Annotated in this window: 16 protein-coding genes and 1 pseudogene; 6 read left to right on the forward strand and 11 right to left on the reverse strand. The window is 63.2% G+C overall.

All coding sequences use genetic code 11. From position 1 onward, the window contains the following. Nucleotides 1–249 (reverse strand): annotated as a pseudogene (locus RLO07_RS14635) (TonB-dependent receptor); the annotation flags it as partial. 90 nt (nucleotides 250–339) lie between these two features. Further along, nucleotides 340–1374, reverse strand: a complete 1035-nt coding sequence (locus tag RLO07_RS14640) for an AraC family transcriptional regulator ligand-binding domain-containing protein (protein WP_462292881.1) — start codon at nucleotides 1372–1374, stop codon at nucleotides 340–342. A gap of 437 nt (nucleotides 1375–1811) precedes the next feature. Here RLO07_RS14640 and RLO07_RS14645 point away from each other — a divergent pair, with 437 nt between their 5' ends. Further along, nucleotides 1812–2939, forward strand: a complete 1128-nt coding sequence (locus RLO07_RS14645; protein ID WP_462292882.1) for a branched-chain amino acid aminotransferase — start codon at nucleotides 1812–1814, stop codon at nucleotides 2937–2939. Nucleotides 2940–2966: 27 nt separating this feature from the next. Here the strand turns inward: RLO07_RS14645 and RLO07_RS14650 are convergent, their stop codons facing one another. From RLO07_RS14650 to RLO07_RS14670, 5 genes are all read right to left on the reverse strand, one after another. Then, the gene (locus RLO07_RS14650) at nucleotides 2967–4223 is read right to left on the reverse strand and encodes a valine--pyruvate transaminase (protein WP_462292883.1); all 1257 of its coding nucleotides are present in this window, start codon (nucleotides 4221–4223) and stop codon (nucleotides 2967–2969) included. 171 nt (nucleotides 4224–4394) lie between these two features. Beyond that, nucleotides 4395–5771, reverse strand: a complete 1377-nt coding sequence (locus RLO07_RS14655; RefSeq protein ID WP_462292884.1) for a dihydrolipoamide acetyltransferase family protein — start codon at nucleotides 5769–5771, stop codon at nucleotides 4395–4397. Nucleotides 5772–5789: 18 nt separating this feature from the next. Further along, on the reverse strand, nucleotides 5790–6860 hold the full coding sequence (locus RLO07_RS14660; RefSeq protein WP_462292885.1) for an alpha-ketoacid dehydrogenase subunit beta: 1071 nt from the start codon (nucleotides 6858–6860) through the stop codon (nucleotides 5790–5792). Next, nucleotides 6857–8143 carry a thiamine pyrophosphate-dependent enzyme gene (locus RLO07_RS14665; RefSeq protein WP_462292886.1) on the reverse strand — a complete coding sequence of 429 codons (1287 nt, stop codon included), beginning with the start codon at nucleotides 8141–8143 and terminating at the stop codon, nucleotides 6857–6859. Before RLO07_RS14665 ends, RLO07_RS14660 begins: the two co-directional genes overlap by 4 nt. Before the next feature lie 249 nt (nucleotides 8144–8392). Next, the gene (locus tag RLO07_RS14670; RefSeq protein WP_462292887.1) at nucleotides 8393–8878 is read right to left on the reverse strand and encodes an Lrp/AsnC family transcriptional regulator; all 486 of its coding nucleotides are present in this window, start codon (nucleotides 8876–8878) and stop codon (nucleotides 8393–8395) included. Nucleotides 8879–9011: 133 nt separating this feature from the next. On the opposite strand from RLO07_RS14670, the gene ilvB reads away from it, so the two are divergent. Next, nucleotides 9012–10871 carry a biosynthetic-type acetolactate synthase large subunit gene (gene ilvB / locus RLO07_RS14675; RefSeq protein ID WP_462292888.1) on the forward strand — a complete coding sequence of 620 codons (1860 nt, stop codon included), beginning with the start codon at nucleotides 9012–9014 and terminating at the stop codon, nucleotides 10869–10871. A 286-nt stretch (nucleotides 10872–11157) separates the two neighbouring features. Beyond that, nucleotides 11158–12324 carry a GGDEF domain-containing protein gene (locus RLO07_RS14680; RefSeq protein WP_462292889.1) on the forward strand — a complete coding sequence of 389 codons (1167 nt, stop codon included), beginning with the start codon at nucleotides 11158–11160 and terminating at the stop codon, nucleotides 12322–12324. A gap of 42 nt (nucleotides 12325–12366) precedes the next feature. Here RLO07_RS14680 and RLO07_RS14685 read toward each other — a convergent pair whose 3' ends face one another. Genes RLO07_RS14685 through RLO07_RS14700 form a run of 4 tightly spaced genes read right to left on the reverse strand, consistent with a single transcriptional unit; the run spans nucleotide 12367 to nucleotide 16937 of the window. Then, nucleotides 12367–13344 carry a dipeptide epimerase gene (locus RLO07_RS14685; protein ID WP_462292890.1) on the reverse strand — a complete coding sequence of 326 codons (978 nt, stop codon included), beginning with the start codon at nucleotides 13342–13344 and terminating at the stop codon, nucleotides 12367–12369. A gap of 15 nt (nucleotides 13345–13359) precedes the next feature. Further along, entirely contained in the window at nucleotides 13360–14382 is a 1023-nt protein-coding gene (locus RLO07_RS14690) for a DUF1611 domain-containing protein (RefSeq protein WP_462292891.1), read from the reverse strand. Nucleotide 14383: 1 nt separating this feature from the next. Beyond that, entirely contained in the window at nucleotides 14384–15472 is a 1089-nt protein-coding gene (locus RLO07_RS14695; protein ID WP_462292892.1) for a YkvI family membrane protein, read from the reverse strand. Nucleotide 15473: 1 nt separating this feature from the next. After that, nucleotides 15474–16937 carry a serine hydrolase domain-containing protein gene (locus RLO07_RS14700; protein ID WP_462292893.1) on the reverse strand — a complete coding sequence of 488 codons (1464 nt, stop codon included), beginning with the start codon at nucleotides 16935–16937 and terminating at the stop codon, nucleotides 15474–15476. 224 nt (nucleotides 16938–17161) lie between these two features. Between RLO07_RS14700 and RLO07_RS14705 the strand changes: the two genes are divergently transcribed. From RLO07_RS14705 to RLO07_RS14715, 3 genes are all read left to right on the forward strand, one after another. Next, nucleotides 17162–17659 carry a MarR family winged helix-turn-helix transcriptional regulator gene (locus tag RLO07_RS14705; protein WP_462292894.1) on the forward strand — a complete coding sequence of 166 codons (498 nt, stop codon included), beginning with the start codon at nucleotides 17162–17164 and terminating at the stop codon, nucleotides 17657–17659. Nucleotides 17660–17827: 168 nt separating this feature from the next. Next, nucleotides 17828–20677 (forward strand): TonB-dependent receptor, encoded by a 2850-nt coding sequence (locus RLO07_RS14710; protein ID WP_462292895.1) that lies wholly within the window; start codon nucleotides 17828–17830, stop codon nucleotides 20675–20677. A 40-nt stretch (nucleotides 20678–20717) separates the two neighbouring features. Further along, complete coding sequence (locus RLO07_RS14715; protein WP_462292896.1) at nucleotides 20718–22442, forward strand: N-acyl-D-amino-acid deacylase family protein; 1725 nt, start codon at nucleotides 20718–20720, stop codon at nucleotides 22440–22442. Nucleotides 22443–22497 lie beyond the last annotated feature (55 nt).

Consider the following 22497-nt stretch of genomic DNA (forward strand, 5'->3'; position numbering starts at 1 on the left):
CGAGATCTCCTTGATATTGATATTCGGGCTGATGGCCTGCAGATCCAGAGGAGACTCGATTCGGCGTTCCCTGAGGGCGAGACCGCTGGCGGAGCTGATCGCCATGCCGATGTCCTGCTCGGACTGTGCGCGTTTCTGCGCAGTGACGATAACCTCCTCCAGTTGCGCGAAGGCTGTTGGCGTGGATGCCAGCAGGACGCCGGCAAAGGCGAGGCTGAGGCGGCTGCGAGAGTAAAGAGGCGATTGCATGGGCGTGCTCCCGATTTTATTGATATGGAAGCACTCTCACACGTGAAGCGTTACGCGGACAGGACGAGACCGCGCAACATGAAGGGGTCTTTACCGCTCAGCACCATTGCGGATCCGGCGCCGAGCGGTTGCGGGGGATTCTCCATGAAGTCGTCTGAATGAGCGGCGAAAACTGCGTGCCTCTGAGAAGCCGAGGCGCCCGGCAATCGCTTCATCGGTATGTCCGGCGTGCAGAAGTTGCAATGCGTGTTCATCCCTGACCGCGTCACGCATACTGCGAAAGTCCTGATCGCGACGCGCCAGATGCCTGCGCAAGGTCGCCAGGCTCATGCCCGCGGAGGTGGCAATGGCTGCCTGATCCATCACGCCCTGCCGAAGTGCACGATCGACGTAGGTGACGATATCCCTCTGTGCCAGGCTGGCCTGCCTTCCCCGTATCTGCTCCAGCAGCAGATCGTAAATGCGCTGACGCCAATGTACCAGGGGCGGAGGAGAAAATGTGCCCGCCAGCGTTTCGCGCTGATATACAAGCGTAATACCGTCACCGTGATACTCTACCGGGCAGCCGAACATAGCGAGCAACTGTGTGCCCGCGCTGCGCCGGGATGGATGAGTGACGAATCGCGCCAGCGGTAGCAGCCTGCCGCTCAACCAGCAGAACGTGCAGTGCCAGGGCATGCAGGCAATCTCCAGCCACAACTGGTGGCGGCGGTCGATCTGGTGCGGAAAGACCGCGTTCAGCAGCAATTCATTGTGGCGTGGTTTGAATGAAAGGCGCAGGTCCCGTAGCAGCAGGTTGGCAGTCTCGCAGAACAAGCCGATAGCCTGCTCCAGGGAGCTTGCGTGCATGCAGCGGGCGACTATCACTTCGGTAACGCCTGCCGGGTGGGGATGTGTGCCGAGACCCAGCAGTTCGTCTCCGGTAGCTGCTATCTGCGCCGAGAACAGCCGCCAGACTGCGTCCACACCCAGATAGCCCCGCGGGTCGGCCAGGGCGTTGGGAGGCAGTCCGGCGGCCGTCAGTACCCTGAGCGTGCTGGCCGGAGTGTCGCCCAGGCCAAGCACCTCGCGGAGTTCGGCCACGCCGATGAGGGGGAGGGGCGTATCGCTGGGGTGTGGCTGCATAATTACCCACGAACGTTGAGCGTTGGCGCAAGATTAGCCTAGAGTCCGAATCGTTGCGAGAATAGTGATTGCACAGGTGTCCCGACGCGGAACTAGGGCATTTCCCTCACAGTCTCAACCAATAGCGATAGTATGAGTGCTGACGCCGGTCCTGAAACTTCCTAAGCTGCGTATGAGTCGCTTGCTCGGCGCAAAGTCACCGGCGATATCGATCAGGCTGGCAATGACGCCGCCCCGGGTTGTTGCCCTCGGTTGAGACTTTGTTGAGTGTGGCCGACCGCGCGGGGGCCGTTGTCTTTATTCGCGCCACATACTCCTGGCGTATGCTCCACTGTCTGCGAATAAACTATGCGTCGCGCGAGTCAATTCCGACTCATTGCGGCAAGCTTTTGCGGCAGCATCCGGTTATTGTTATCGGCATAAGACAAGGAGCCAGCATGCACCAGATATCCGCATTCGGGGACAGCCCGCTTCAGCGCATTTCCCTGCACGAGAACCTGGCGGAAGCCGTTGCCGCTTTCAGCCTCCCCGATATCCTGGGTTTCGGCTCGGTGTTCGCGCCCGCCATGTTCCGCGCCGACTACCGCGACGGGGGTTGGCAGTGCGGTCAGTTCCAGCCCTACGGCCCGATCAGCATTGACCCCGGCGCCAAGGTGCTGCACTACGCCCAGGAAGCTTTCGAGGGCCAGAAGGCCTACCGGGTCGGCGAGCAGCCCACGGCCCTGTTTCGCCCGAGCATGAACTGGCGGCGGTTGAATGCCTCCGCCGCGCGGCTGTGTCTGCCGCCGCTGCCGGAGTCCCTGTTCCTGGACGGTGTGTTCGGTGTCACCGCGCTAAACCAAGCCTTTATCCCCCGTTCCAGCGGCCAATCCCTGTACCTGCGTCCCTTCCTGTTCGGTACCGAGAGCAACCTGGGCATGGCCGCATCGCGTGAGGTCAGCTTCATGGTGATCGCGAGCCCCTCCCAGGCCTATCACGCAGGCAGCATGAGCCTGCTGATCGAGCGCGGTGAATCCCGGGTGGCCGGGGGCGGCATTGGCGCTGCCAAGGTCGGTGGCAACTATGCCTGTGCGCTGCAATCCGCCGCCCGCTGCGCGGAGCTGGGCTACGACCTCACCCTGTGGCTGGATCCTCGGCAGCGTCGCACTATTGAGGAACTCAGTGGCATGAACTTTTTCGCCGTGGTCGATGGCCGCCTGCTGACCCCGGTGTTGACCGACTCGATCCTGGCGGGCATTACCCGCGATTCGGTGATCCGGCTGGCGCGCAGCGCGGGGCTGGAAGTGGAGGAAACGTCTATTGCCATTGACGAGCTGCTGGGCTGGATCGACGCGGGGCGCTGCAGCGAGTGCTTTGCCTGCGGCACCGCTGCGATTGTTGCCCCGATCCGGGAACTGGGGGAGGCGGACGGCACCCGCTATGCACTGCCTCAGGCGGAGGGCGAAATCACTGCCCTCCTGCGGGAGGAACTGCTCGATATTCAGGAGGGCAGGGCGGCAGACCCCTTTGGCTGGATGGTGCCGTTGCCGGCCGAATACCAGGCGCTGGCTGACGCGCACCAATAAACAGCAGCCTCGCCGGCAACCTGGCGCTCAGCGGCCCTCGTAGGCGAGCCTGACCTCTTCCGCGATCAGCTGTACACCCTGCTTTACCACGGCGGCGTCCTGGGCGTAGGAGACCCGGATGCACTCCTGCTTGTGGGGCCAGTCATCCGCGAGACCGACGAAAAAGTTGTGGCCCGGCACAATCAGCACCCCGCGCCGTTTCAGGCGCTGGTAGAGTTCCTGGCTGGTGATCGGCAATCCTTCAAACCACAACCACAGAAAGATCGCGCCCTCGGGCTTGTGGCAGCGCCAGGGCAGGTCGCCCAGCGCCTCGCGGAACCACTGCAGGGTTTGCTGTGAGCGGTCGCGGTAGAAGGGGGTGACATGGTCCCGGGTCAGGGACAGGATCTCGCCACTGCGAAACAGGGCTTTCGCAATCGCCGGTCCCAGAGTGCCGCAGGCCAGATTGACGATGGTATTGGCGTTGGTATAGGCGTCGATGATGTCCTCGCGGGCCACGATGATGCCGGTGCGCACGCCGGGCAGGCCCAGTTTGGACAGGCTCAGTACGAGGATGGTGTTGTCGTTCCAGTGCGGGGTGGCGGCAACGAAACTGATATTGGGGAAGGGCAGGCCGTAGGCGCCGTCGATAATCAGCGGGATATCCCGTTCGCGGGCTATCGCATCGAGGTGGGCGACCTCGTCATCCGTGAGCACGTTGCCGGTGGGGTTGGTGGGCCGTGATACACACAGCGCCGCGGTGTGCTGGTCCAGGTGCAGCGAAGAAAAGTCCACGCGATACTTGAACTGCCGCCCCTCCAGCAGTTCGATGCCCGGCCGGGTCGCGGTAAAAAAGGGTTCGCTGAGGCCGGCATCGGCATAGCCCAGATATTCGGGCGCGAGCGGCAGGTGAATGGCGCGCCGGCTGCCATCGCTCATGGCGCCGGCCAGCATGTTGAACAGGATAAAGAACGCCGACTGGCTGCCGTTGGCAATCGCGACGTTGGCTGCGCCCAGCTCCCAGCCAAACTGCGCTCGCAGGAACGCCGCAAGCTGCTGCCGGAATTCCAGGTCGCCCTGGGGCGACTGGTAGATTCCGAACAGGCTGTGGCGCCCGGCGGGGTCCCGCATCAGCGCCTCCAGGCGCTGCTGGAAAACCGCCTCCACCTCGGCCAGACGGCCGGGATTGCCGCCGCCCATGAAGATCATGTCGGGGTTTTCATTCAGCGCGCTGCCCAGGTCGCTCATCAACTCGACGATGCCTGACTGGCCGGCGAACTTGTCGCCGAAGGCGGATAATTTCATCTCTTCTCCGTTCCCTCTATCTCTAGTCTCGGCCGACACCCTGGGAAGCGACCTTCGCGACACGCCGTAAACCCATCGCTGGGGGCTCGGATGCGACATCCATGTCGCATACGGTCTCGAAGGTCGCCTCTCAGGGCGTCGTCCTGGCACCGGAGTGAGCGAAAGCCTGTGTTATTCATTGCAGGGCTGATCCGGGACAAAAATAGCTCCGGGGTGCTCCAGCAGCTGCTTCAGGGCCTGTATCAGTTGCGCGCCGTCGTAGCCGTCAACCACGCGGTGATCGAAGGAGGCCGACAGGTTCATCATGTTGCGCACGACAATATTGCCCTGGCGCACCATTGGCCGCTGCTGCAATTTGTTGATGCCGATGATGGTGGTTTCGGGGGCGTTGATGACCGGGGTGGTGGCAATTCCGCCGATCGCCCCCAGGCTGGTGAGGGTGATGGTGGAGCCCTGCAGGTCCGCGGCCGCGCTGCGCTGCTCGCGGGCCGCCGCTGTCTGGCGGGCCAGTTCCCCCGCCGCTTGCCACAGGTCCAGTGCCTCGGCGTGGCGTACCACCGGTACCAGCAGTCCGTTTTTGGTCATGGTGGCAATGCCGATGTGGATGGCCTCGTGCTCGGTCAGCACCTCGGTCTCGGAATTGAACTGCGCATTGCACTGCGGGAAACGCGGCAGCACCCGCACCAGGGCCAGCATGATGAAAGGCAGCAGGGTCAGTTTCGGTTGCTCGCTGCCGCGGGTCTCGTTGAGCTGTGCGCGCAGCTCTTCCAGCTGGGTGAGGTCTATCTCTTCGATATAGGAGTAGTGCGGAATCGTTCGCTTCGCCGCTGCCATCTTGCGGGCGATGACTCGGCGCAGGCCGGTGATCGGCGTCTCCCTGCTGCCGCTGCGCGGGTGTCGCTGGCCCGTGGCGGCCAGCCTTCCCATGGCCTCGAGGAAAGCGTCCAGGTCGCGGTTGTCAATCCTGCCGTCGCGGCCACTGCCCGGCACCAGGCTGAGGTCGATGCCCTGTTCCCGCGCCCGCTGCCGCACCGAGGGTGAGGTCAGCACAGTGCGGTGCGGCAGGGCAGGGGTGATCGGCGCCGTCTGCGGTGGGCCTGTTTCACGTTGTGCAGCGCGGGCAGGCGCTGCTGCAACCCTGTCTGTTGTATCCGTGTCCGGCGTGTCCTCCGCGCCTTCGACTGCTTGTGCACGATCTACAGCGGCGTCGCTGTCCCCGTCGTTGCCAGCGGGCGCAGCCGGTGCCGTTGCGTGCTGCACTGGTGCCGGTTCCGCAGGGCTCTGCCCGGCGGCGGTATTGCCGCTGCCCTCGACCTCGAAGCGGATCAGTTCCCGGCCCACCGCCAGGATCTCACCGGCAGCACAGGCCAGCGCCGTCACCACGCCGTCGACCGGGGCGGTAACCTCCACCACGGCCTTGTCGGTCATCACATCGGCGATGTGCTGGTCTTCGCTGACCGTGTCGCCGACCGCCACATGCCATTTGCTGATCTCGGATTCGACGATGCCTTCGCCGAGGTCCGGTAGCTTGAAACTGAATGTACCCATAGTCGGTCGCCTGCCGTCTCAGTGATACGCCAGGGTGCGTTGCAGGGCATCGATTATGCGCCGCTGGCTGGGGAAGTACTCCCACTCAAAAGCGTGCGGGTAGGGCGTATCCCAGCCCGTGACTCTTTCGATGGGGGCTCGCAGGTGCCAGAAGCAGGTTTCCTGGACTTCCGCCACCAGCTCCGCGCCGTAGCCGCTGGTGCGGGTGGCCTCGTGGATGACCACGCAGCGGCCGGTTTTTTGCACCGACGCCGCCACTGCCTCGATGTCCAGGGGCAGCAGGCTGCGCAGATCCAGCAGTTCCGCATCGATGCCGCTGGCGCGGATCGCCTCCGCGGCCACGTGCACCATGGTGCCGTAGGCCAGCACGGTGACCTGGCGCCCGCTGCGGATGGTTGCCGCCTTGCCCAGGGGAATGCGGTAGTGGCCGGTTGGCACCTGCCCCAGCGGGTGGTCGCTCCAGCTGCCGCTGCCGGCGCCACTGTCGTGCCCGTGGAAGGGGCCGTTGTAGATCCGCTTGGGTTCGAAGAACATGACCGGATCGTCGTCCTCGATGGCACTGATCAAGAGGCCCTTGGCATCGTAGGGATTGGACGGGATAACAGTTTTCAGGCCACAGACGTGGGTGAAAATCCCCTCCGGGCTCTGGGAGTGGGTCTGGCCGCCACGGATCCCGCCGCCACAGGGTGCGCGGATGGTGACCGGGGCGAAGAACTCGCCGCCGCTGCGATGGCGCAGGCGCGCCAGTTCGCTGATGATCTGGTCGATGGCGGGGTAGATATAATCGGCAAACTGCATTTCCACCACGGGGCGCAGGCCATTGACGCCCATGCCGATGGCGGCGGCGACGATTCCGCCTTCGGCGATCGGGGTATCCAGCGCACGGTGAGCGCCGTACTTGTCGTACAGACCTTCGGTGCAGCGGAATACACCGCCGAAAAAGCCCACGTCCTCTCCCATCACCAGTACCGCGGGGTCCGCGGCCATGGTGCAGTCCAGGGCCGAATTGATGGCCTGGACCATGCTCATGGTCTTGCGCTCGGCAGCGGGCTGTTGCGGCTCGGTGGCGATGCGGGCGGCTGGGCTCATCCCTCGTCCTCCAGTTGCTGCCGCTGGCGCAGCAGGTGGGCGGGCAGGTGCTGGAACACATCGTCGAACATCGTTGTCACCGGCCAGTGGGGGCCGTCCTCCAGGGAACCGTGGGACAGGGCCTGCTTCCAGTCGCGGGTAATCGCTTCCTTCAGTTCGGTTTCCAGCGCCTGCTGCCGTTGTTCGCTCCAGAGACCGCGGCCGATCAGGTGCTGTTTCAGGCGCGTCACCGGGTCGCCCAGGGGCCAGGCGGCGCTTTCCTCGCGGGCCCGATAGGCGTCCGGGTTGTCGCTGGTGGAGTGACCGGCGACCCGGTAGGTCACCAGTTCGATCACGGTGGGGCCGAGTCCGCGGCGCGCACGCTGGGCCGCCCAGTCGGTGACTGCGTAAACCGCCAGGAAATCATTGCCGTCCACGCGGATACCGGGAATGTTGTAGCCCAGCCCCCGGGCGGCAAAGGTGGTGCCAGTGGCGGCGAAGGACTGTGGGGTGGAGATCGCCCACTGGTTGTTGACAATATTGAGAATCACCGGGGCCCGATAGGTCGCGGCGAACAGCATGGCGTTGTGGACATCGGCTTCCGCGGTGCTGCCGTCCCCGACCCAGGTCGCGGCGATGTGATCCTCGCCCTTGTAGGCGGCGGCCATGGCCCAGCCCACGGCCTGGCTGTACTGGGTGGCGAGGTTGCCGGATATGCTGAAGAAGTTGCCGTCCTTCCAGGTGTAGAACACCGGCATCTGGCGGCCCTTGCAGTTGTCGCGGGCGTTGGAGATGCAGTGGCACATCATGTCCACCACGTTGCGCCCGCGTACAAACAGCAGCCCCTGCTGGCGATAGGCGGGAAACAGCATGTCGCCGCTGTCCAGTGCCATGCCCTGGGCCACTGCCACGGCTTCTTCGCCGGTGGACTTCATGTAGAACGAGAGCTGGCCCTGGCGCTGCATCCGGAACATGCGCTCATCGTAGGCGCGCACGTGCAGCATGTGATGCAGGCCCTGCAGCAGCTGCTCATCCGTCAGCTCGGGCAGCCAGGGGCCATCGGCCACGCCCTCGTCATCCAGCACCCGGACCAGGCCGCGGGCGAGGGGTTCAGCGTCCGTAACCGTGCAATCGGGTTCGGGCCGGAACAGGGCGTCCTCGCCCGCCAGGTGCAGCGCGCTGAAATCGGGGACTTCACCGGGGCGTGAAGAGCCGGTAGGCACATGCAGCTTGCTCACCCGGGCGCCGCTGGCGCCTGGGTGGCCGTGTGCCCCGGCGGGCTGGTTGCCGCCAGTTCTGGGCATGGTGTATTCCTCCGCCGCCGACTTCCGCGCTTGTGGCGGGCCGTCGTCGGCCTCTGTGCTCGCGCCGGGTTGCGGCGCGTGACGGTAAGCGGGCCCGCGCAGTGGTTCGCACCTGCGGGCGATCCCGGTTAGACGAGAGCGCCTCCGGAAAGTAAAAATATAGTTCAGGCGGCGGGAATTAACTATGCGTTCACGAGGGTCAATACTCGGGATTTTGGATGATTTATGCCGGGCGGGCGAGGGCGGGCCTCAGGTCGTCATCTGATTGACGTCCAGGGGGAGCTCGGTGGTCAGCTTGATTCGCGACAGGGCCGCGTTGGAGTGAATTTCCAGTACCGTCGGCATCTGCGACAGTTTTTGCCGGAACAGGGTCTCGTAGGTGTCGATGTCGCGGGTGACGATCTTCAGCAGAAAATCGTAGTCGCCCATCACCGTGTGGCATTCCAGCACTTCCGGCAACTCGCGGATCTGCTCCTCGAATTCCGGCAGGGAGCGCTTGCCGTGGGCAGACAGCTTCACCCGGGCGAAGACGGTGACGTTCAGCCCCAGCTTGCGCTGGTCCAGCAGTGCGACGCGCTTCTGGATGATGCCCTGATCCTCCAGCCGCTTGATCCGGCGCCAGCAGGGTGGCTGGGTCAGGCCCACCCTGTCGGCGATCTCGGCGGCGCTGAGGCCGGCATCCCGCTGCAGCAGGTAGAGGATATGGCGATCCAGCTTGTCGAGCTTTTCCTGCATGAAATAACTCCATTAATTGGCTTTTGGCGTATAAATCATACGATAGCTTCTGCCACCGCGAAACAATTTGGATAATAATTTGCAGTGGGAAGCAGTACATTGGTGGTTTTGAACACCCAGGCGGATACCTCTCATGAGCGCGGACAACGTCACCTATGCCAACACTTCCACCGTCACCGGGGGTAGCCTGGCGGAGATTCGTCCCGAGCAGCGCCAGGGCGCCCTGCGCGGGGCCCAGCTGCTGGCGAAAGCGCTGCAGGCCGAGGGGGTGGAAGTACTGTTCGGCTACCCTGGCGGCGCCAATCTGGAAATCTTCGATGTGCTGCGCGACTACGGCATCCGCTGCATTCGCACCGAGCACGAGCAGGGCGCAGTGCACGCGGCGCAGGGCTATGCCCGCGCCAGCGGTCGCGTCGGCGTGTGCCTTGCCACCTCCGGCCCCGGGGCCACCAACCTGGTCACCGGGATCGCCGATGCCAACAGCGATTCCACGCCCATCGTCGCCATCACCGGCAATGTGCCCTCGCACCTGCTGGGCAAGAATGCCTTCCAGGAAGTGGATATCGTCAGCATCACCCGCCCGGTCACCAAGCGCAGCACCCTGGTAAAGAAGGTGACCGAGATTCCCGAGGTGGTGCGGGAGGCCTTCGCCCTGGCGGGCGGCAACCGCCCCGGGCCGGTGCTGATCGACATCCCCAAGGATATCCAGCAGCAGTACCCCCGCGACGCGGACGGCAACCACGTGCCGCCGCGGATTCCGGCAGTCGTCGAGCACCCGGAACCGGAGATCGGCGGTCTCACCGCCAACCAGCTGGAGGAGGCCTGCCGCCTGATCGGCGAGGCGCAGCGGCCGGTGATCTACGCCGGCGGCGGCATCATCTCTGCCAACTGCGCCGACCTGCTGCTGCAGCTGGCAGAAAAACTGCGTTGCCCGGTGACCACCACCCTGATGGGCCACGGCGCCTTTCCGCCCGGGCACGCGCTGGCCCTGCACACCCTGGGCATGCACGGCTCGAAGGTCGCCAACGTGGCGGTGAACGAGGCCGACCTGGTCATCGCTGCGGGGGTGCGCTTTGATGACCGTGTCACCGGCAAGGTGGATGCCTTTATCGCCGAGGGCAAGATTATCCACATCGATATCGATCGCGACGAGCTGAACAAGAACAAGACCGTCACCCTGCCCATCTGCGCGGACATCGCACGCGCGCTCGCGCAACTCTGCGATTGCGATCTCCACACCGATGGGCATGAGGCCTGGCTGGACTACCTGGCGAATATCAAGCGCCAGTTTCCCTATGACGTGCCGGCGGGAGAGGCGATCAGCCCGCAATTCGCGATCCGCCTGCTGAACGAGATGACCTGTGGCGACGCCATCGTCAGCCTGGGTGTCGGCCAGCACCAGATGTGGGCCATGCAGCACTACCAGCCGCAGCAGCCGCGCTCGTTTCTCAGCAGCTCCGGCTTCGGCACCATGGGCTACGGCCTGCCCGCGGCCATCGGCGCCAAGGTCGCCTGCCCCGGCCGCCAGGTCATCGACATCGACGGCGACGGCTCCCTCAACATGACCATCCACGAGCTGGGTACCTGTCATCGCTATGGCATCGGGGTCAAGGTGGTGGTGATCAACAACCAGTGGCTGGGCATGGTCCGGCAGTGGCAGGACATGATCTATGAGGGCCATCGCTCGGGCTCGGACCTGTCGGATCCGATGGCGGTGAAGGCGCCGGGCGAGTCCGACATCTATCCGGATTTCCCGGCCATTGCCGCGGGCTATCGGGTGCGGGCCGAACGGGTGTCGGCGCCGACAGAGTTGGCAGCGGCTTTCGAGCGCATGCTGGCGGATCCGGACGAGCCTTATTTGCTGGACGTGATTGTCGCGGCCGAGGAGAACGTGTACCCGATGATCCCGGCGGGGGGCACCTACCGCGACATCATCATGGGACCGGGCGACATGCCGGCGGCGGCACGGGAGCAGCAGGGCAGTAATGTCTGAGGCCGAGGCCCGCAGGAAGCCATTGCGACGCCGGAGGCGCATGCCCAAACCCTGCCCACGGGCGTCTGTCAGCCTTCGGCCTCGCCGGGATCACGCTACTGCGAACGGTCGGCGGCGGCATGACGGTGTTCGGGGGAGAGCAGTGAGCAAACCTCACGTTTGCTGATCACGCCTGGCAGCAGCACCGTTGCAGCGGCTCCCGCTGCTTGCGGTCGACTCGCCGTCCGTGTTTCTATTGCGGATCAATATAAAAAGTCGCCTGAGGTCAGGACTATGGCTGGTTCGCATGATCTGGAATGCCAGAACAGCGACGGAGTTCTGGCACTCCGTCGCAGAACCGGCCTCAATTAAAATAATGCGCGCCGTTGGGCCAATTGAAGCATCCGTCAGCCCCGTGCGCGACCAATTGAGTGATGACGACACCATGCCTGCAGGCAATGGACAAGCGTTGGGAATCGGCACTGCTGTTGGCGTCGGTGTGCTTGAGCGCCTGAAGTCCGATACCCAATTGGCCATTCTGACCGTGTTTGGCGCGGTCGGCTCCCTGGCAATCGGGTCATTCGCCGTCTATCGCCTGATTCAGGGCGAGCTGTTGGTGGCATTGGTTGAGGTTCTGCTTGTTGCGGTGATGCTGGGCGGCCTTGCCTACGCCTGGAAAACCGGGCGCAGCGCGCTGGCGGGCAACCTGGTTGCCACGCTGCTTGCCGGCGGCGGTCTGTTCCTGGTCCTGGGCATGGGAACATCCTGGTTGTGGCTGTTCTCGCTGATGATCGCCATCTTCCTGATGGCCAGCAGCAGGATCAGCATCGCGCTCTCGTTGCTGCTGATTGTTGTGGTGGGCAGTGTGCCGGAGATTTTCGCCGACCGCATAGAGTGGGTCACGTTCCTGGCGGTCGCGGTACAGGTCGCGGTGTTCTCGTTTGTGTTCGCCTGGCGAACCTCGCGCCAGCATCACCAGCTCGATATCATGGCCAATCGTGATCCGCTGACCGGAGTCGGCAACCGCCGTTCCCTGCGCCGCGAAATTGCCGCACGGGTCGAAGCCGCCAGGGTTGGCGGCGAGAGTGCTGCCCTGGCGCTCATCGACCTGGATTACTTCAAGGAGGTCAACGACCGCCACGGCCATGATGCGGGCGACAAGGTGCTGGTCGATTTCGCGGGAATCGTAGTGGATACGATGCGTGCCTGCGACAGCTTCTACCGCTATGGCGGCGAGGAATTCGTCCTGGTGATGCCATGCACTCCACCAGAAGGAATCGCTCCCGCCCTCGAGAAATTGCAGCATGTCATTGGCGCACGGCTGCGCGGGCCCGACGGGCCGGTGACGGTATCCATCGGTGCGGCTGGACTCAACGTCGACCACGACCCTGGCCAATGGTTGCCACGCGCCGACCGCGCGTTGTACGCGGCCAAATCCGCGGGACGCAACCACGTTTGCATCGACCAGGATTGACGGCACTGGCGAGCACTGTGGAAGGCAAGGCCAGCGCTTGCATCAACCCCAGAGTGCCGGTTCGGGGAGTCCCACAACGCCGCCTTCGCCATACTCCAGGCCGTGTTCGATGTCCGACTTGAGCAACAGCGGGCCATCGATATCCACGTATTGGCAGAACTGACCGATCACATAACTCGGCGCCATCGACAGCGAACTGCCACACATGTTTCCCACCATCAGGTCCATCCCGGCCTTGCGGGCAGCATCCACCAGTGCCAGTCCCTCGGTGAGACCGCCGCATTTGTCCAGCTTGATATTGAGCACGTCATAGCGGCGGGCGGCGGTAGCAAACTCTCCGAGGTGCAGGCAGGACTCGTCGGCGCCCAGGGGAACCGGGGACTTGAACCCCTCCAGCGCCTCGTCTTCCCCGCGGGGGAGAGGCTGTTCGATCATGGCGATGCCAAGTCGTGCTACGTGGGGCAGGTATTCCCCCAGTGCGGCGAAATCCCAGCCCTGGTTGACGTCGACGATCAGTCTCGCGTCCGGTCGGGCGGCACGGATTGCCTCGAGTCGCCCGATGGGGTCGCTCGCATCCAGCTTGATCTTGAGATTGGCAAACTGGCGGGCTTCCCGGGCCCGTTCACCCATGACCTCCGCGGACGCGACTCCCAGGGTATAGACGGTGGTCAGCTGGCGCGGCGTGATCGACAACAGTTCCCAGATACGCTTGCCCGCTGCCTTCGCCCGATAGTCCCAGAATGCACAGTCGAGGGCATTGCGCGCGCCGCCGGCGGGCAGCAGGTGCTGGATGCTCTCGGTGGAGAGATCCCCGGTGAGACCGCCGGTCACGGCCTCGAGTTGTGCCGCCATGGAGTCGGCGCTTTCACCCAGGTAATAGGCCCCCAGTGCTTCGCCCCTGCCGCTGATGCCATCCTTGCTCACCGTGACGCGCAGTGTCTCGCTGGATTCGAAGACGTGGCCGGTGATAGCGAACGGGGCCACCATGGGGAAGGCGACTTTCTCAATGGTTATCTGCATGGGCTTGTGTGCTCCTCAGGCTCGGAATTGCGATAAAAGATGGTCGACAATGGCGGCGGTTCCCTCGACCAGGGGGTCGACGCAGGGCAGGCCGTAGCGTCCTGCGAGTCCGGCGAGATAGTCACCGCGCTCACTGGCAGGTATTGTCGAGGTGTTGATGCTGATGCCGACACAGCGGATGTTCGGGTTGGTGAGTGAACCGATGGCCACCGTGCGCGCGATGACGTCCTCGATAGCGGGCACCGGGTAGTGCTCCCAGCCCGATACCTGTTCCCGTCTCGCTTCGTGACAGACCACGAACGCGTCCGGCTGAGAGCCAAGCAACAGACCATGGCTGACCGGGGCATAGGCCGGATGGAAGATTCCCCCCTGGCCTTCAATCACATCCCAGTGCCCGGGGCTGTTGTCCGGCGACAGCAGCTCCGCGGCTCCGCTGAGGAAGTCGGATACGACCGCATCCAGCGGAATGCCGCGTCCGGCGATCATGATGCCGGTCTGCCCCGAGGCCCGGAAATCAACGTCGACACCGGCGCTGCGCATATCCTTTTCCAGCTGCAGGGCCGTGTACTTCTTGCCCAGTGCACAGTCGGTTCCGACCGTCAGCAACCGCATGCCGCTGCGGTTCTTGCCGGTGGCTACCGGCAGTTCCGCCGGCGGTACCCGGATGTCGAGCAGGCGTGCACCGCTGCCGGTGGCGGCAGCGGACAGGACGGGATTGTCGGCGAGGCGGGTATGCAGACCGGCGACGATGTCCAGGCCTGCTGCGGCGGCTGCCGCGAGTGGTGCCTGCCAACTTGCCGGCAGCGCGCCACCGATCGTGGCAGTGCCGATGATGACGGATTTTACTCCCGCGGCGACGGCTGCCTCGATTGTCATGTCCGGCAGTCCCAGGTCCGCGGTATCCGCGGTGAGCCTGAGCTGCCCGGCGCAAAGTTCGCGCCGCCACTGAACGAGGCCAGCACCGGTCTTGACGTAGGCCCTGCGTGCTTCATCGCCCACGAAAATCAGATAGGGTGCCTTGAGTGAAATAGCGTGCATGTCAGTTTCCTTGCAGGGATAGCCGATGGATTTTCCAGATACCGAGAGTCAGTAAGGGCAGAATGAGGATGGCAATGAATACCCAGGTCAGAAAGCCGTAGCCCTTGGCGATGAGGTCCACAATCCCGATTGCCGTGGCGCCGTATACCGAAACCAGCAAGAGTCCTCCCGCGATCAGCGGTCGTGCAAAGCGCGGTAGCTGGTGGCCGGTTTCGTGAGCGTGCACATCGATGCGCTCATTGATCGAATGCAGCAGCCCGGTGCCGGTCTCGACGAAGGTACCGAACACCACCAGCTGGAACAGCAGTTGCAGCCACGGTGTCTGCAGCTGGGCCATGAGGTACAGGGCGGGGACCGGCTGCTCTGCAATCTGCGGGTACTGGGACATCATTGCGAGGTAGAACATGAACGCCGGCACCACGGCGATGGCGCCGGTTATCAGGCCGGCACCGATGGCCTGGCGCCGGCTGGTGAGCAGCACCATGCAAAACAGTACCGCGGGCAGATTGATGTTGTAGCCCGCATAGCGGACGCCGTTGACCAGCCAGTTCTCCCCGCCCTGGTCTGCATCCAGCGTGTGCTGGATGGCATCGCCGAAGCTGATGAAGGTGATGATGAACAGGGCGATGTAGACCAGGTAGAGCAGTACCGACCAGAACGCCAGCGCTTTCTGGATTACCGCCGAGCCGAGAAAAGTCAGCAGACCCACCAGCACCATCATGGCAATTGTGCCGGCTGTCGCCGGTATACCCAGCAAGGTGAGAACCAGTTCCCCCGCCGCCGAGCCCACCACCGCGAGAATCAGGATGACCAGGGCAATGTAGGCGACTTCGTAAAGGATCCAGGCCGGACCCAGCAAATGTCGGCAGAAGGTCCGGTAGTCGAAGGAGCGTGTCACCCTGGCGAACTCGTAGGCCGCGGCCATGACGACACTGAAGACCAGGCCGGCGACCACGATACCGAGTAGCCCCCCCACGGGTCCCGAGGGAATAAAGAACTCCACCAGCTCACGACCGGTGGCATAGCCCCCGCCGATGATCACCGACTGGAAAATCAGGCCCGGGAGCAGGTAGGCGCGCCACGCGGCCATGTCAGCGGCCGCCGCTTGGGATGGCGGGGAAGGGCGGCCGGTCCATGGCCGGGATGGTGATCTCCAACCCGGCCACTACACCGTCCGTTTCCCGCAGGTGCACCTGCAGCCCCATGCCCCCCTCCGCCACGAACTCCCGGGGTCCCACAGCGGTGAGAGGCAGTGTGGGAGCCTGTTCATCATTCGCGGCGCCGAGCCGGGCCAGCAGGGCGCCATCGTGGTACACCAGTGAAAAGAGCCCATCAGCCGTGATCCGGAAAGGTGTCATCAGGTAGTTGCCGGCAAATTGGCGCAGACGCTCCGGGGCGGGTTGGGTGACCAGTGCCTCCTGCATGACCGTCTCTTCGCCCAGCAGCATGCTGCTGATCTTGCGGGAAAGCACTGCCGGAGCCACGGGCGGATTTTCGGCGTTGGTGAGGACGACAATGGTCATGTCCAGCTCCGGGTAGTAGGCGTGATGGGACCTGAAGCCGGAAATACCGCCACCGTGGGACCAAACGGTGTGCCCGTGGTGTTCGTTGCGGGTCAGGGCGCCGAGCGCATAACTTTGCGGCGTACCATCGGCAAACACGAGTGTGCTGGTGGCCAGTTCGCGTACGCTGTCCGCTATTCCGGGGGAGGTGAAGAACTGGCGCCGGTAGCGGGCCAGGTCTGCTGCCGTAGCCTGGATGGAACCCGCCGCGAACGGGGTGAGATAGGGCGTGGGCGCGGCATTGTGGAAGCCGTCGGCGGTGGCCAGGTAACCGCGGGCCCGTTTGTCGACAATATCCTCGTAGCGCCCGCTGTAGGTACGCGCCAGTCCCAGCGGATCCAGGATCCGGTTCTGCAACAGAGCGTAGTAGTCTTCCCCGGTGACCGCTTCGAGGACCAGCCCCAGCAGATAGTAGCCCGAGTTCGAGTACAGAAAATGACTGCCGGGCTCGAAGTCGAGCGGCGTATCGGCGAACAATTGCAGGATATCCTCCCGCTGGTTCGGTACCCAACTGAGGATCGCCTGCCCTGCCGGGAGAGCCGTGTAGTTGGCGATGCCCGAGGTGTGCGTCAGCAGTTGCTGCAGGCTGGCGTGGCGGCCGGGGCCTGTGTAGCCGGGAAGGTAATCGACAACCATTCCCTGCAATTGCAACGTGCCCTCTGCAACGAGTTGCAGGATCAGGTGTGCAGTATAGGACTTGGTGATGGAGCCGAGCTGGTACACCGTATCGGGACCGGCGGCCACCTGGTGCTCGAGATCAGCGAAGCCCATGCTCTTGGCGTAAACCGTTTTCCCCCCGACATCCACCAGGACGGTGTAGGCGGGGGTGAGCCCCTGCCAGGGTATCTCCGTGGACAGCAGGGCATCGACATTGCCGATCTCCTCCGCGGCAGGTTCCCACGCCTCACCCGACCAGGCCAGGCTGGCACAAGCTGCCAGGGCCGCAAGGCAACAGCGCCGGATGCCCGTTGTTATTGTTGTGTTGAGAATCACCTTGTCCTCCTGCCAGTGAGGTCGGGGCAGTGCGCGAAGTTCGGGGTACGCCCTGCGCACATGCCCGTGCCTTGATTAAATGCTAATCTGATGGCCGCATGTGGTTCGCGCCGCCAAGCGGGAGAGACCTTAGCACAACTATGTTGTCATAACAACGAAATGGCTGACGCCTGCCTGAAGAATGCGCGATACTGTCGCGGCCCGATCCGCACCAAGGAGAGACAATGCCTCTAGCGCCCCTGCCCAGGTTGAAGAAGGAACAGCTGACGGAGGGTATGGAACCGCCCTCCCATATCAGCTACCAGATCACCATTGCCGCCAACCTGATGGCCTTCGGCAGCAGTGCCAGTAACGTAAAGCGGTTTGGCATCAAGACCCGGGAGTGGCGGGTGCTCGGCTGCATCACGCAGGTGGGTCCGGCCACTGCCAGCGACATCGTGCGCCTGGTGCACCAGGACAAGGGCAGTATCAGCAGGGCTATCACGGGCCTGGAGCGCGAGGGGCTGGTCGGGAAGATACCCAATCATGCCCACAAGAACAGCCCCTATATCTGGTTGACGGAAAAGGGCCGGAAACTGGTGGATCGTATTTATCCGGTATTTATCCAGCAGGCCGAACTGTTCACCGATGTCCTCAGTGACAGCGAGCAACGGGAGTTGTGCCGCCTGCTGGACAAGCTGAAGGATCACGTCGAGCGGGTGCGGATCGAACAGGGCATCTAGCCCGGAACGCCGTCGGGCCCGTCTGTGGTCCCTGCAAATAGCCCAATCCAGTATGTTGTTATAACAACATTCATGTGCTACCTTTTTCCCATTCGCATCCATCCCGGCGGTCGGCTCGGAGTATCCGGTGGCCCCGGGAACACACCATAATCACAATGGAGAGCAGATATGACCGGGAAAAATTTGGGGAAAACACGCCTCGCGCACGCTGTGCGCGAGCACGCCTCGCGCCTGGCAGGGGTTTCGCTGGCCGTTGCCGTGTCAATGCTGCCAGCTGGCGCCGTCCTGGCCCAGGGTGCTGGCGAAGGTGTTCTGGAAGAGGTAATTGTCACCTCCGCGGCGACCCGACTGCAGTCCGGGTTCGAGTCGCCGAAGCCGGTGACCACGGTCAGCCGGGAACAGCTTGACGCGCGCGGCCTGGTGAACGTGGCCGACTTCCTCAACGAGATTCCCTCCTTCATCGGCACCACCACGCCGGCAACCACCACGCTCTCCTCCAGCCTCAATGGTGCCAACCTGCTCGATCTGCGCGGCCTGGGCCCGAACCGGACCCTGGTGCTCGTGGACCGGCGCCGCTTCACCCCGACCAATGATACCGGGGTGGTGAACATCAACGTGATTCCGCAGTCCCTGATCCGGAATGTGGAGGTGGTTACCGGGGGGGCCTCCGCACAGTGGGGTTCCGACGCGGTGGCCGGAGTCGTAAACCTCCAGCTCGATCGCGAATTCGAGGGTGCCCGGGTCGATGCCCGCTATGGCGAGGCCGGTGAGGGTGATGCGGAGACAGAGTTTGTCTCCTTTGCCTTCGGGGTTGCCAGCGATGATGGCCGCAGCCACCTGGTCATCGGTGGCGACATGGAAAATCATGATGGCGTCGTCAACCAGAGTGATCGCGATTGGGGTCGGGAGCGTTGGGGGATTGTCGGCAATCCGCTGGATACCGGTCCCGATGATGGCATTCCGGCACGCCTCATCACTCGCGATGTGGTGCTGGGCCTGGGTACCCCCGGTGGTTACCTGCCGCTGGCACTCGGCAATCATCCCGCTGTGGCCCAGACCCGCTTTGGTCCCGCTGGCGAGTGGCTGCCCTATGACATCGGTGCATTTCCGATTCCCAGTGCATTTGCCGCGCTGCCCTTCCAGGTAGGTGGTGACGGCACCCCGTTCGGCGATCCTGCCAGTCTCTCGGCGCCCTATGACCGCAAGTCTTTCATGGCCATTGCCAGCCACGATCTCACGGCCAGTGTCACCCTGTTTGCGGAAGCATCCTGGGGCAAGACCAGTTCCAGAAACGAGACCGTGCACCCATGGAGCTTCATCGGCGGCGGTCCGGATATCATTGCTGCGGATAACCCGTTCATACCGGACCCACTGCAGCAGGTCATGGCGGAGAACGCCATCCCTGTGCTGGTAATGGCTCGCACCAATCTTGATCACGGGGCGATTACCTCGGATACCACCAACGAGACCACGCGCTTTCTGGCTGGGCTGAAAGGTGACTTTGCGGACACCTGGCGCTGGGAACTGTCGGCGGCGACCGGCACCACCGACTCCCAGGCTCTGCAGTTCGACAATGTCATCAAGGCCAACCGCAACTTTGCCATTGACGCAGTACGCGATCCCGCCAGCGGAGATATCGTGTGTCGGGCAAACCTTGGTGGTGCCAATGGCGCCCCAGGGTGCGTACCGCTGAACCTGTTTGGCAATGGTGCTCCCAGTCAGGCCGCTCTTGACTATATTCACGGCACCGCCAGCCTGCAGTGGGAAGTCCGGCAGAAAGTGTTTGCGGCATCCATGAGCGGTGAACTGCTGGAATTGCCCGCGGGGCCGGTTGCGCTGGCGTTTGGGGCAGAGTACCGCGAGGAGAGCTCATCCACCACTCCCGACAAGACCGCGGTGGAAGGCGGATATTTCATTACCAACGTGGTGCCGCTGGAAGGCGAGTACGACGTGTCCGAGGTGTTCATGGAGGCGGGGCTTCCGGTGCTGGCGGGCGTCAACGGCATGAACCTGGATGTCAATGCCGCGATTCGTTACACCGACTACAGCACCAGCGGTGGCGAGAATACCTGGCAACTGGGCGCAACCTTCAGCCCCTATCAGGATCTCACTTTCCGCGGCACGGTCTCGCGCGACATTCGCGCGCCGAATATCGGCGAGCTGTTCCAGACCTCGCGCCTGTTCTTCCAGAACCTGGTCGACCCCTTCAGTGGGGGAGTGTCCCGCCTGATCCAGGTGCCGGTGGGTGGCAACACCGAGCTGGCGCCCGAGGAATCGGATACCGTGACCTTTGGTGCCGTGTACCAGCCCGGGTGGCTGGACGGGTTGAGTCTGTCGGCGGATTGGTACCAGATCGAGATCGATGACGCCATCAGCAGCCTGCCGGCACAAACCGTTGTCGACACCTGCTTTGCAACTGGCGCTCTCTGTGAGTTGGTGACTCTGCAGAACGGCGAATTGTTCCGGGTGCAGGAGAATCTGGTCAACGTGGCACAGCGGAACGTCGAGGGAGTAGATCTGGAGGCGGTCTACGAAGTACCGGAACTGATGGGCGGTACCCTGACCCTGCGCTGGCTGGCGAGCTATGTTGAAGAGCAATCGTTCTCTCCTGATGGCATCACTGTATTGGATGATGCCGGTGTGGTGGGTCCGGACGCCGCGGGCGATAATCCGACACCTGAATGGCGCTGGAACCTTTCCGGTGACTACCGGATCGGGCAGCTTGGCGTGACCGCACAATTGCGCTACGTCGGCGGTGGCGATTATCTGGCGGACCAGACGATCGAAGATATCAATGACAATGATGTGGACGATGTCTACTACGTCAATCTGGGCGCTCGCTACGATATTCCCTGGGGCGACAGCAGCAATCTGCAGCTCTATGGTGGGGTCAACAACGCCTTCGACCAGGATCCGCCCGTTGCGCCGGTCGATTTCATCAATAATCTGGGGACCAACAGTCAATTGTACGATGTCGTCGGCCGCTATTTCTTTGCTGGAGTGAGACTCACTTTCTAGCACCGCGCTGCCGCACCACTAATTACAGGGAGTCTTCAACATGAATCCAAGACACATTTTCCGGGGGCTGGTCATGGCCCCAATGCTGATGCTTGCCGCCGCCTGCTCGGAGCAGTCGGGACAGGCCCAGGCAGTGGCATCAACACCTGCCGGGGCGACACAGTATGACCTGGTTCTCCGCAATGGCACGGTAGTTGATGGTACGGGCAAGGATGCTTACGCGGCGGACCTCGCGATCGTCGGTGGTCGCATCGTCGCCATTGGCAGGCTGGATACCGCCGCTGCAGGACAGGTCATCGACGTCAGCGGCAAGGTCATTGCACCGGGCTTTATCGACGTGCATTCGCATGCGGACCGTGCCCTGGATGATCCATCCACCGCAGCAATTGAGGGCTTCCTGCGCCAGGGTGTGACGACCGCTGTCTATGGTGTGGACGGCTTTCTCGACCTCAAGCGCATGCAACGCTATGCCGAGTTCGGTGAGCAGGGCGGAATGGGGATAAATTTCATGGCCTACATCGGTCACAACGCGGTGCGCCGGGAAGTGATGGGGATGGACAATCGTGAACCGGACGCGACCGAACTGCAACAGATGCAGGCCATCGTCAGGGATGCCATGGAGTTCGGCGCCGCGGGCCTGTCCACGGGCCTGATGTACCTGCCGGGCAGCTACGCGAGCACCGAGGAGGTAGTGGCCCTGGCAAAAGTCACTGCTCCCTATGGCGGCGTCTATGACTCGCATGTGCGGGACCCAGCCAAAAACCTGCTGGCATCGCACCAGGAGTGTCTGGACATTGGCCTCGCGGCCGGTGTGGATCCGCACCCGGGCCACATCAAGGCAGTGGGCGCGGCAAACTTCGGCAAGGGCCCCGACATTGTCAACCTGGTCGAGGCTGGCATTGCGCGCGGACAAAATGTCACCGTCGATCTGTATCCCTACGATGGTGCAGCCACCGCGCCAGTGATTGCCCTGCTGTATCCCGGTGAAGATGAACGGGGTCAGGCACTCAGGCAACGTCTCGCGGGCATCATGACCGGCGCACTGGAGGCCGGGGATTCCCTGGAACAACTGACACAGGATCTGCGCCAATACTGGCGGGATGCAGCCGCGCAACCGGAAATTCTGGAGCAGGCCAGGGCAGTCACCGAGCAGCCCCCGGAGGACCTGTACAGCTGGATCGAAGTAGTGGGCTACCAGTCGATGCGGATCGTCGTCAGCGAAAACAAGGAGTATGAAGGACGGATGGTCGTGGATCTGGCGGAGGATCTGGACATCACCCCGTTCGAACTGTATCGGCAACTGATCGTTGCGGAGGGTGACAACGCCATGGTTACACTGGGCGCAATTCAGGAGGACGATATCCGTGTGGTCATGCGCCAGCCCTGGGCGATGATTTCCTCCGACGGTGCCGAAGTCGATCCGGAACATCCGCGCGGCAGGGGAACGTTTCCGAGAGTACTGGGCCGGTATGTGAGGGAGTGGGGTGTGTTGAGCCTCGAAGAGGCCGTGCACAAGATGTCAGGACTGCCCGCACGATATCTCAAGCTTACCGATCGGGGTATTCTGCGCGAGGGTGCGGTGGCCGACATCGTGGTATTTGATCCGGAGACAGTTATTGACCGTGCAACCTGGTCCGAGCCGGCGTTGTATGCCGAGGGTGTGGAGCACGTGTTTATCGGCGGCGATGCGGCATTGCTGCACGGGCAGGTGAGCGAACAACGGTTTGGGCGGTTTGTACCATTTGCACCGGGCGCTACTGATTAAGCAATTTCCCGTCGAACCCGATATTTGCGGGTTATTTGCGCGGATCTTCCGCGTG

Source organism: Haliea sp. (assembly GCF_040221975.1).
GTDB lineage: Bacteria > Pseudomonadota > Gammaproteobacteria > Pseudomonadales > Halieaceae > Haliea.

Coding starts and splice junctions, on each gene's coding strand:
- RLO07_RS14710 (WP_462292895.1), top strand. CDS start 17,828: ATGACCGGGAAAAATTTGGGGAAAACACGCCTCGCGCACGCTGTGCGC.
- RLO07_RS14650 (WP_462292883.1), bottom strand. CDS start 4,223: ATGAAATTATCCGCCTTCGGCGACAAGTTCGCCGGCCAGTCAGGCATC.
- RLO07_RS14715 (WP_462292896.1), top strand. CDS start 20,718: ATGAATCCAAGACACATTTTCCGGGGGCTGGTCATGGCCCCAATGCTG.
- RLO07_RS14645 (WP_462292882.1), top strand. CDS start 1,812: ATGCACCAGATATCCGCATTCGGGGACAGCCCGCTTCAGCGCATTTCC.
- ilvB (WP_462292888.1), top strand. CDS start 9,012: ATGAGCGCGGACAACGTCACCTATGCCAACACTTCCACCGTCACCGGG.
- RLO07_RS14690 (WP_462292891.1), bottom strand. CDS start 14,382: ATGCACGCTATTTCACTCAAGGCACCCTATCTGATTTTCGTGGGCGAT.
- RLO07_RS14640 (WP_462292881.1), bottom strand. CDS start 1,374: ATGCAGCCACACCCCAGCGATACGCCCCTCCCCCTCATCGGCGTGGCC.
- RLO07_RS14685 (WP_462292890.1), bottom strand. CDS start 13,344: ATGCAGATAACCATTGAGAAAGTCGCCTTCCCCATGGTGGCCCCGTTC.
- RLO07_RS14705 (WP_462292894.1), top strand. CDS start 17,162: ATGCCTCTAGCGCCCCTGCCCAGGTTGAAGAAGGAACAGCTGACGGAG.
- RLO07_RS14695 (WP_462292892.1), bottom strand. CDS start 15,472: ATGGCCGCGTGGCGCGCCTACCTGCTCCCGGGCCTGATTTTCCAGTCG.
- RLO07_RS14655 (WP_462292884.1), bottom strand. CDS start 5,771: ATGGGTACATTCAGTTTCAAGCTACCGGACCTCGGCGAAGGCATCGTC.
- RLO07_RS14670 (WP_462292887.1), bottom strand. CDS start 8,878: ATGCAGGAAAAGCTCGACAAGCTGGATCGCCATATCCTCTACCTGCTG.
- RLO07_RS14680 (WP_462292889.1), top strand. CDS start 11,158: ATGATCTGGAATGCCAGAACAGCGACGGAGTTCTGGCACTCCGTCGCA.
- RLO07_RS14660 (WP_462292885.1), bottom strand. CDS start 6,860: ATGAGCCCAGCCGCCCGCATCGCCACCGAGCCGCAACAGCCCGCTGCC.
- RLO07_RS14665 (WP_462292886.1), bottom strand. CDS start 8,143: ATGCCCAGAACTGGCGGCAACCAGCCCGCCGGGGCACACGGCCACCCA.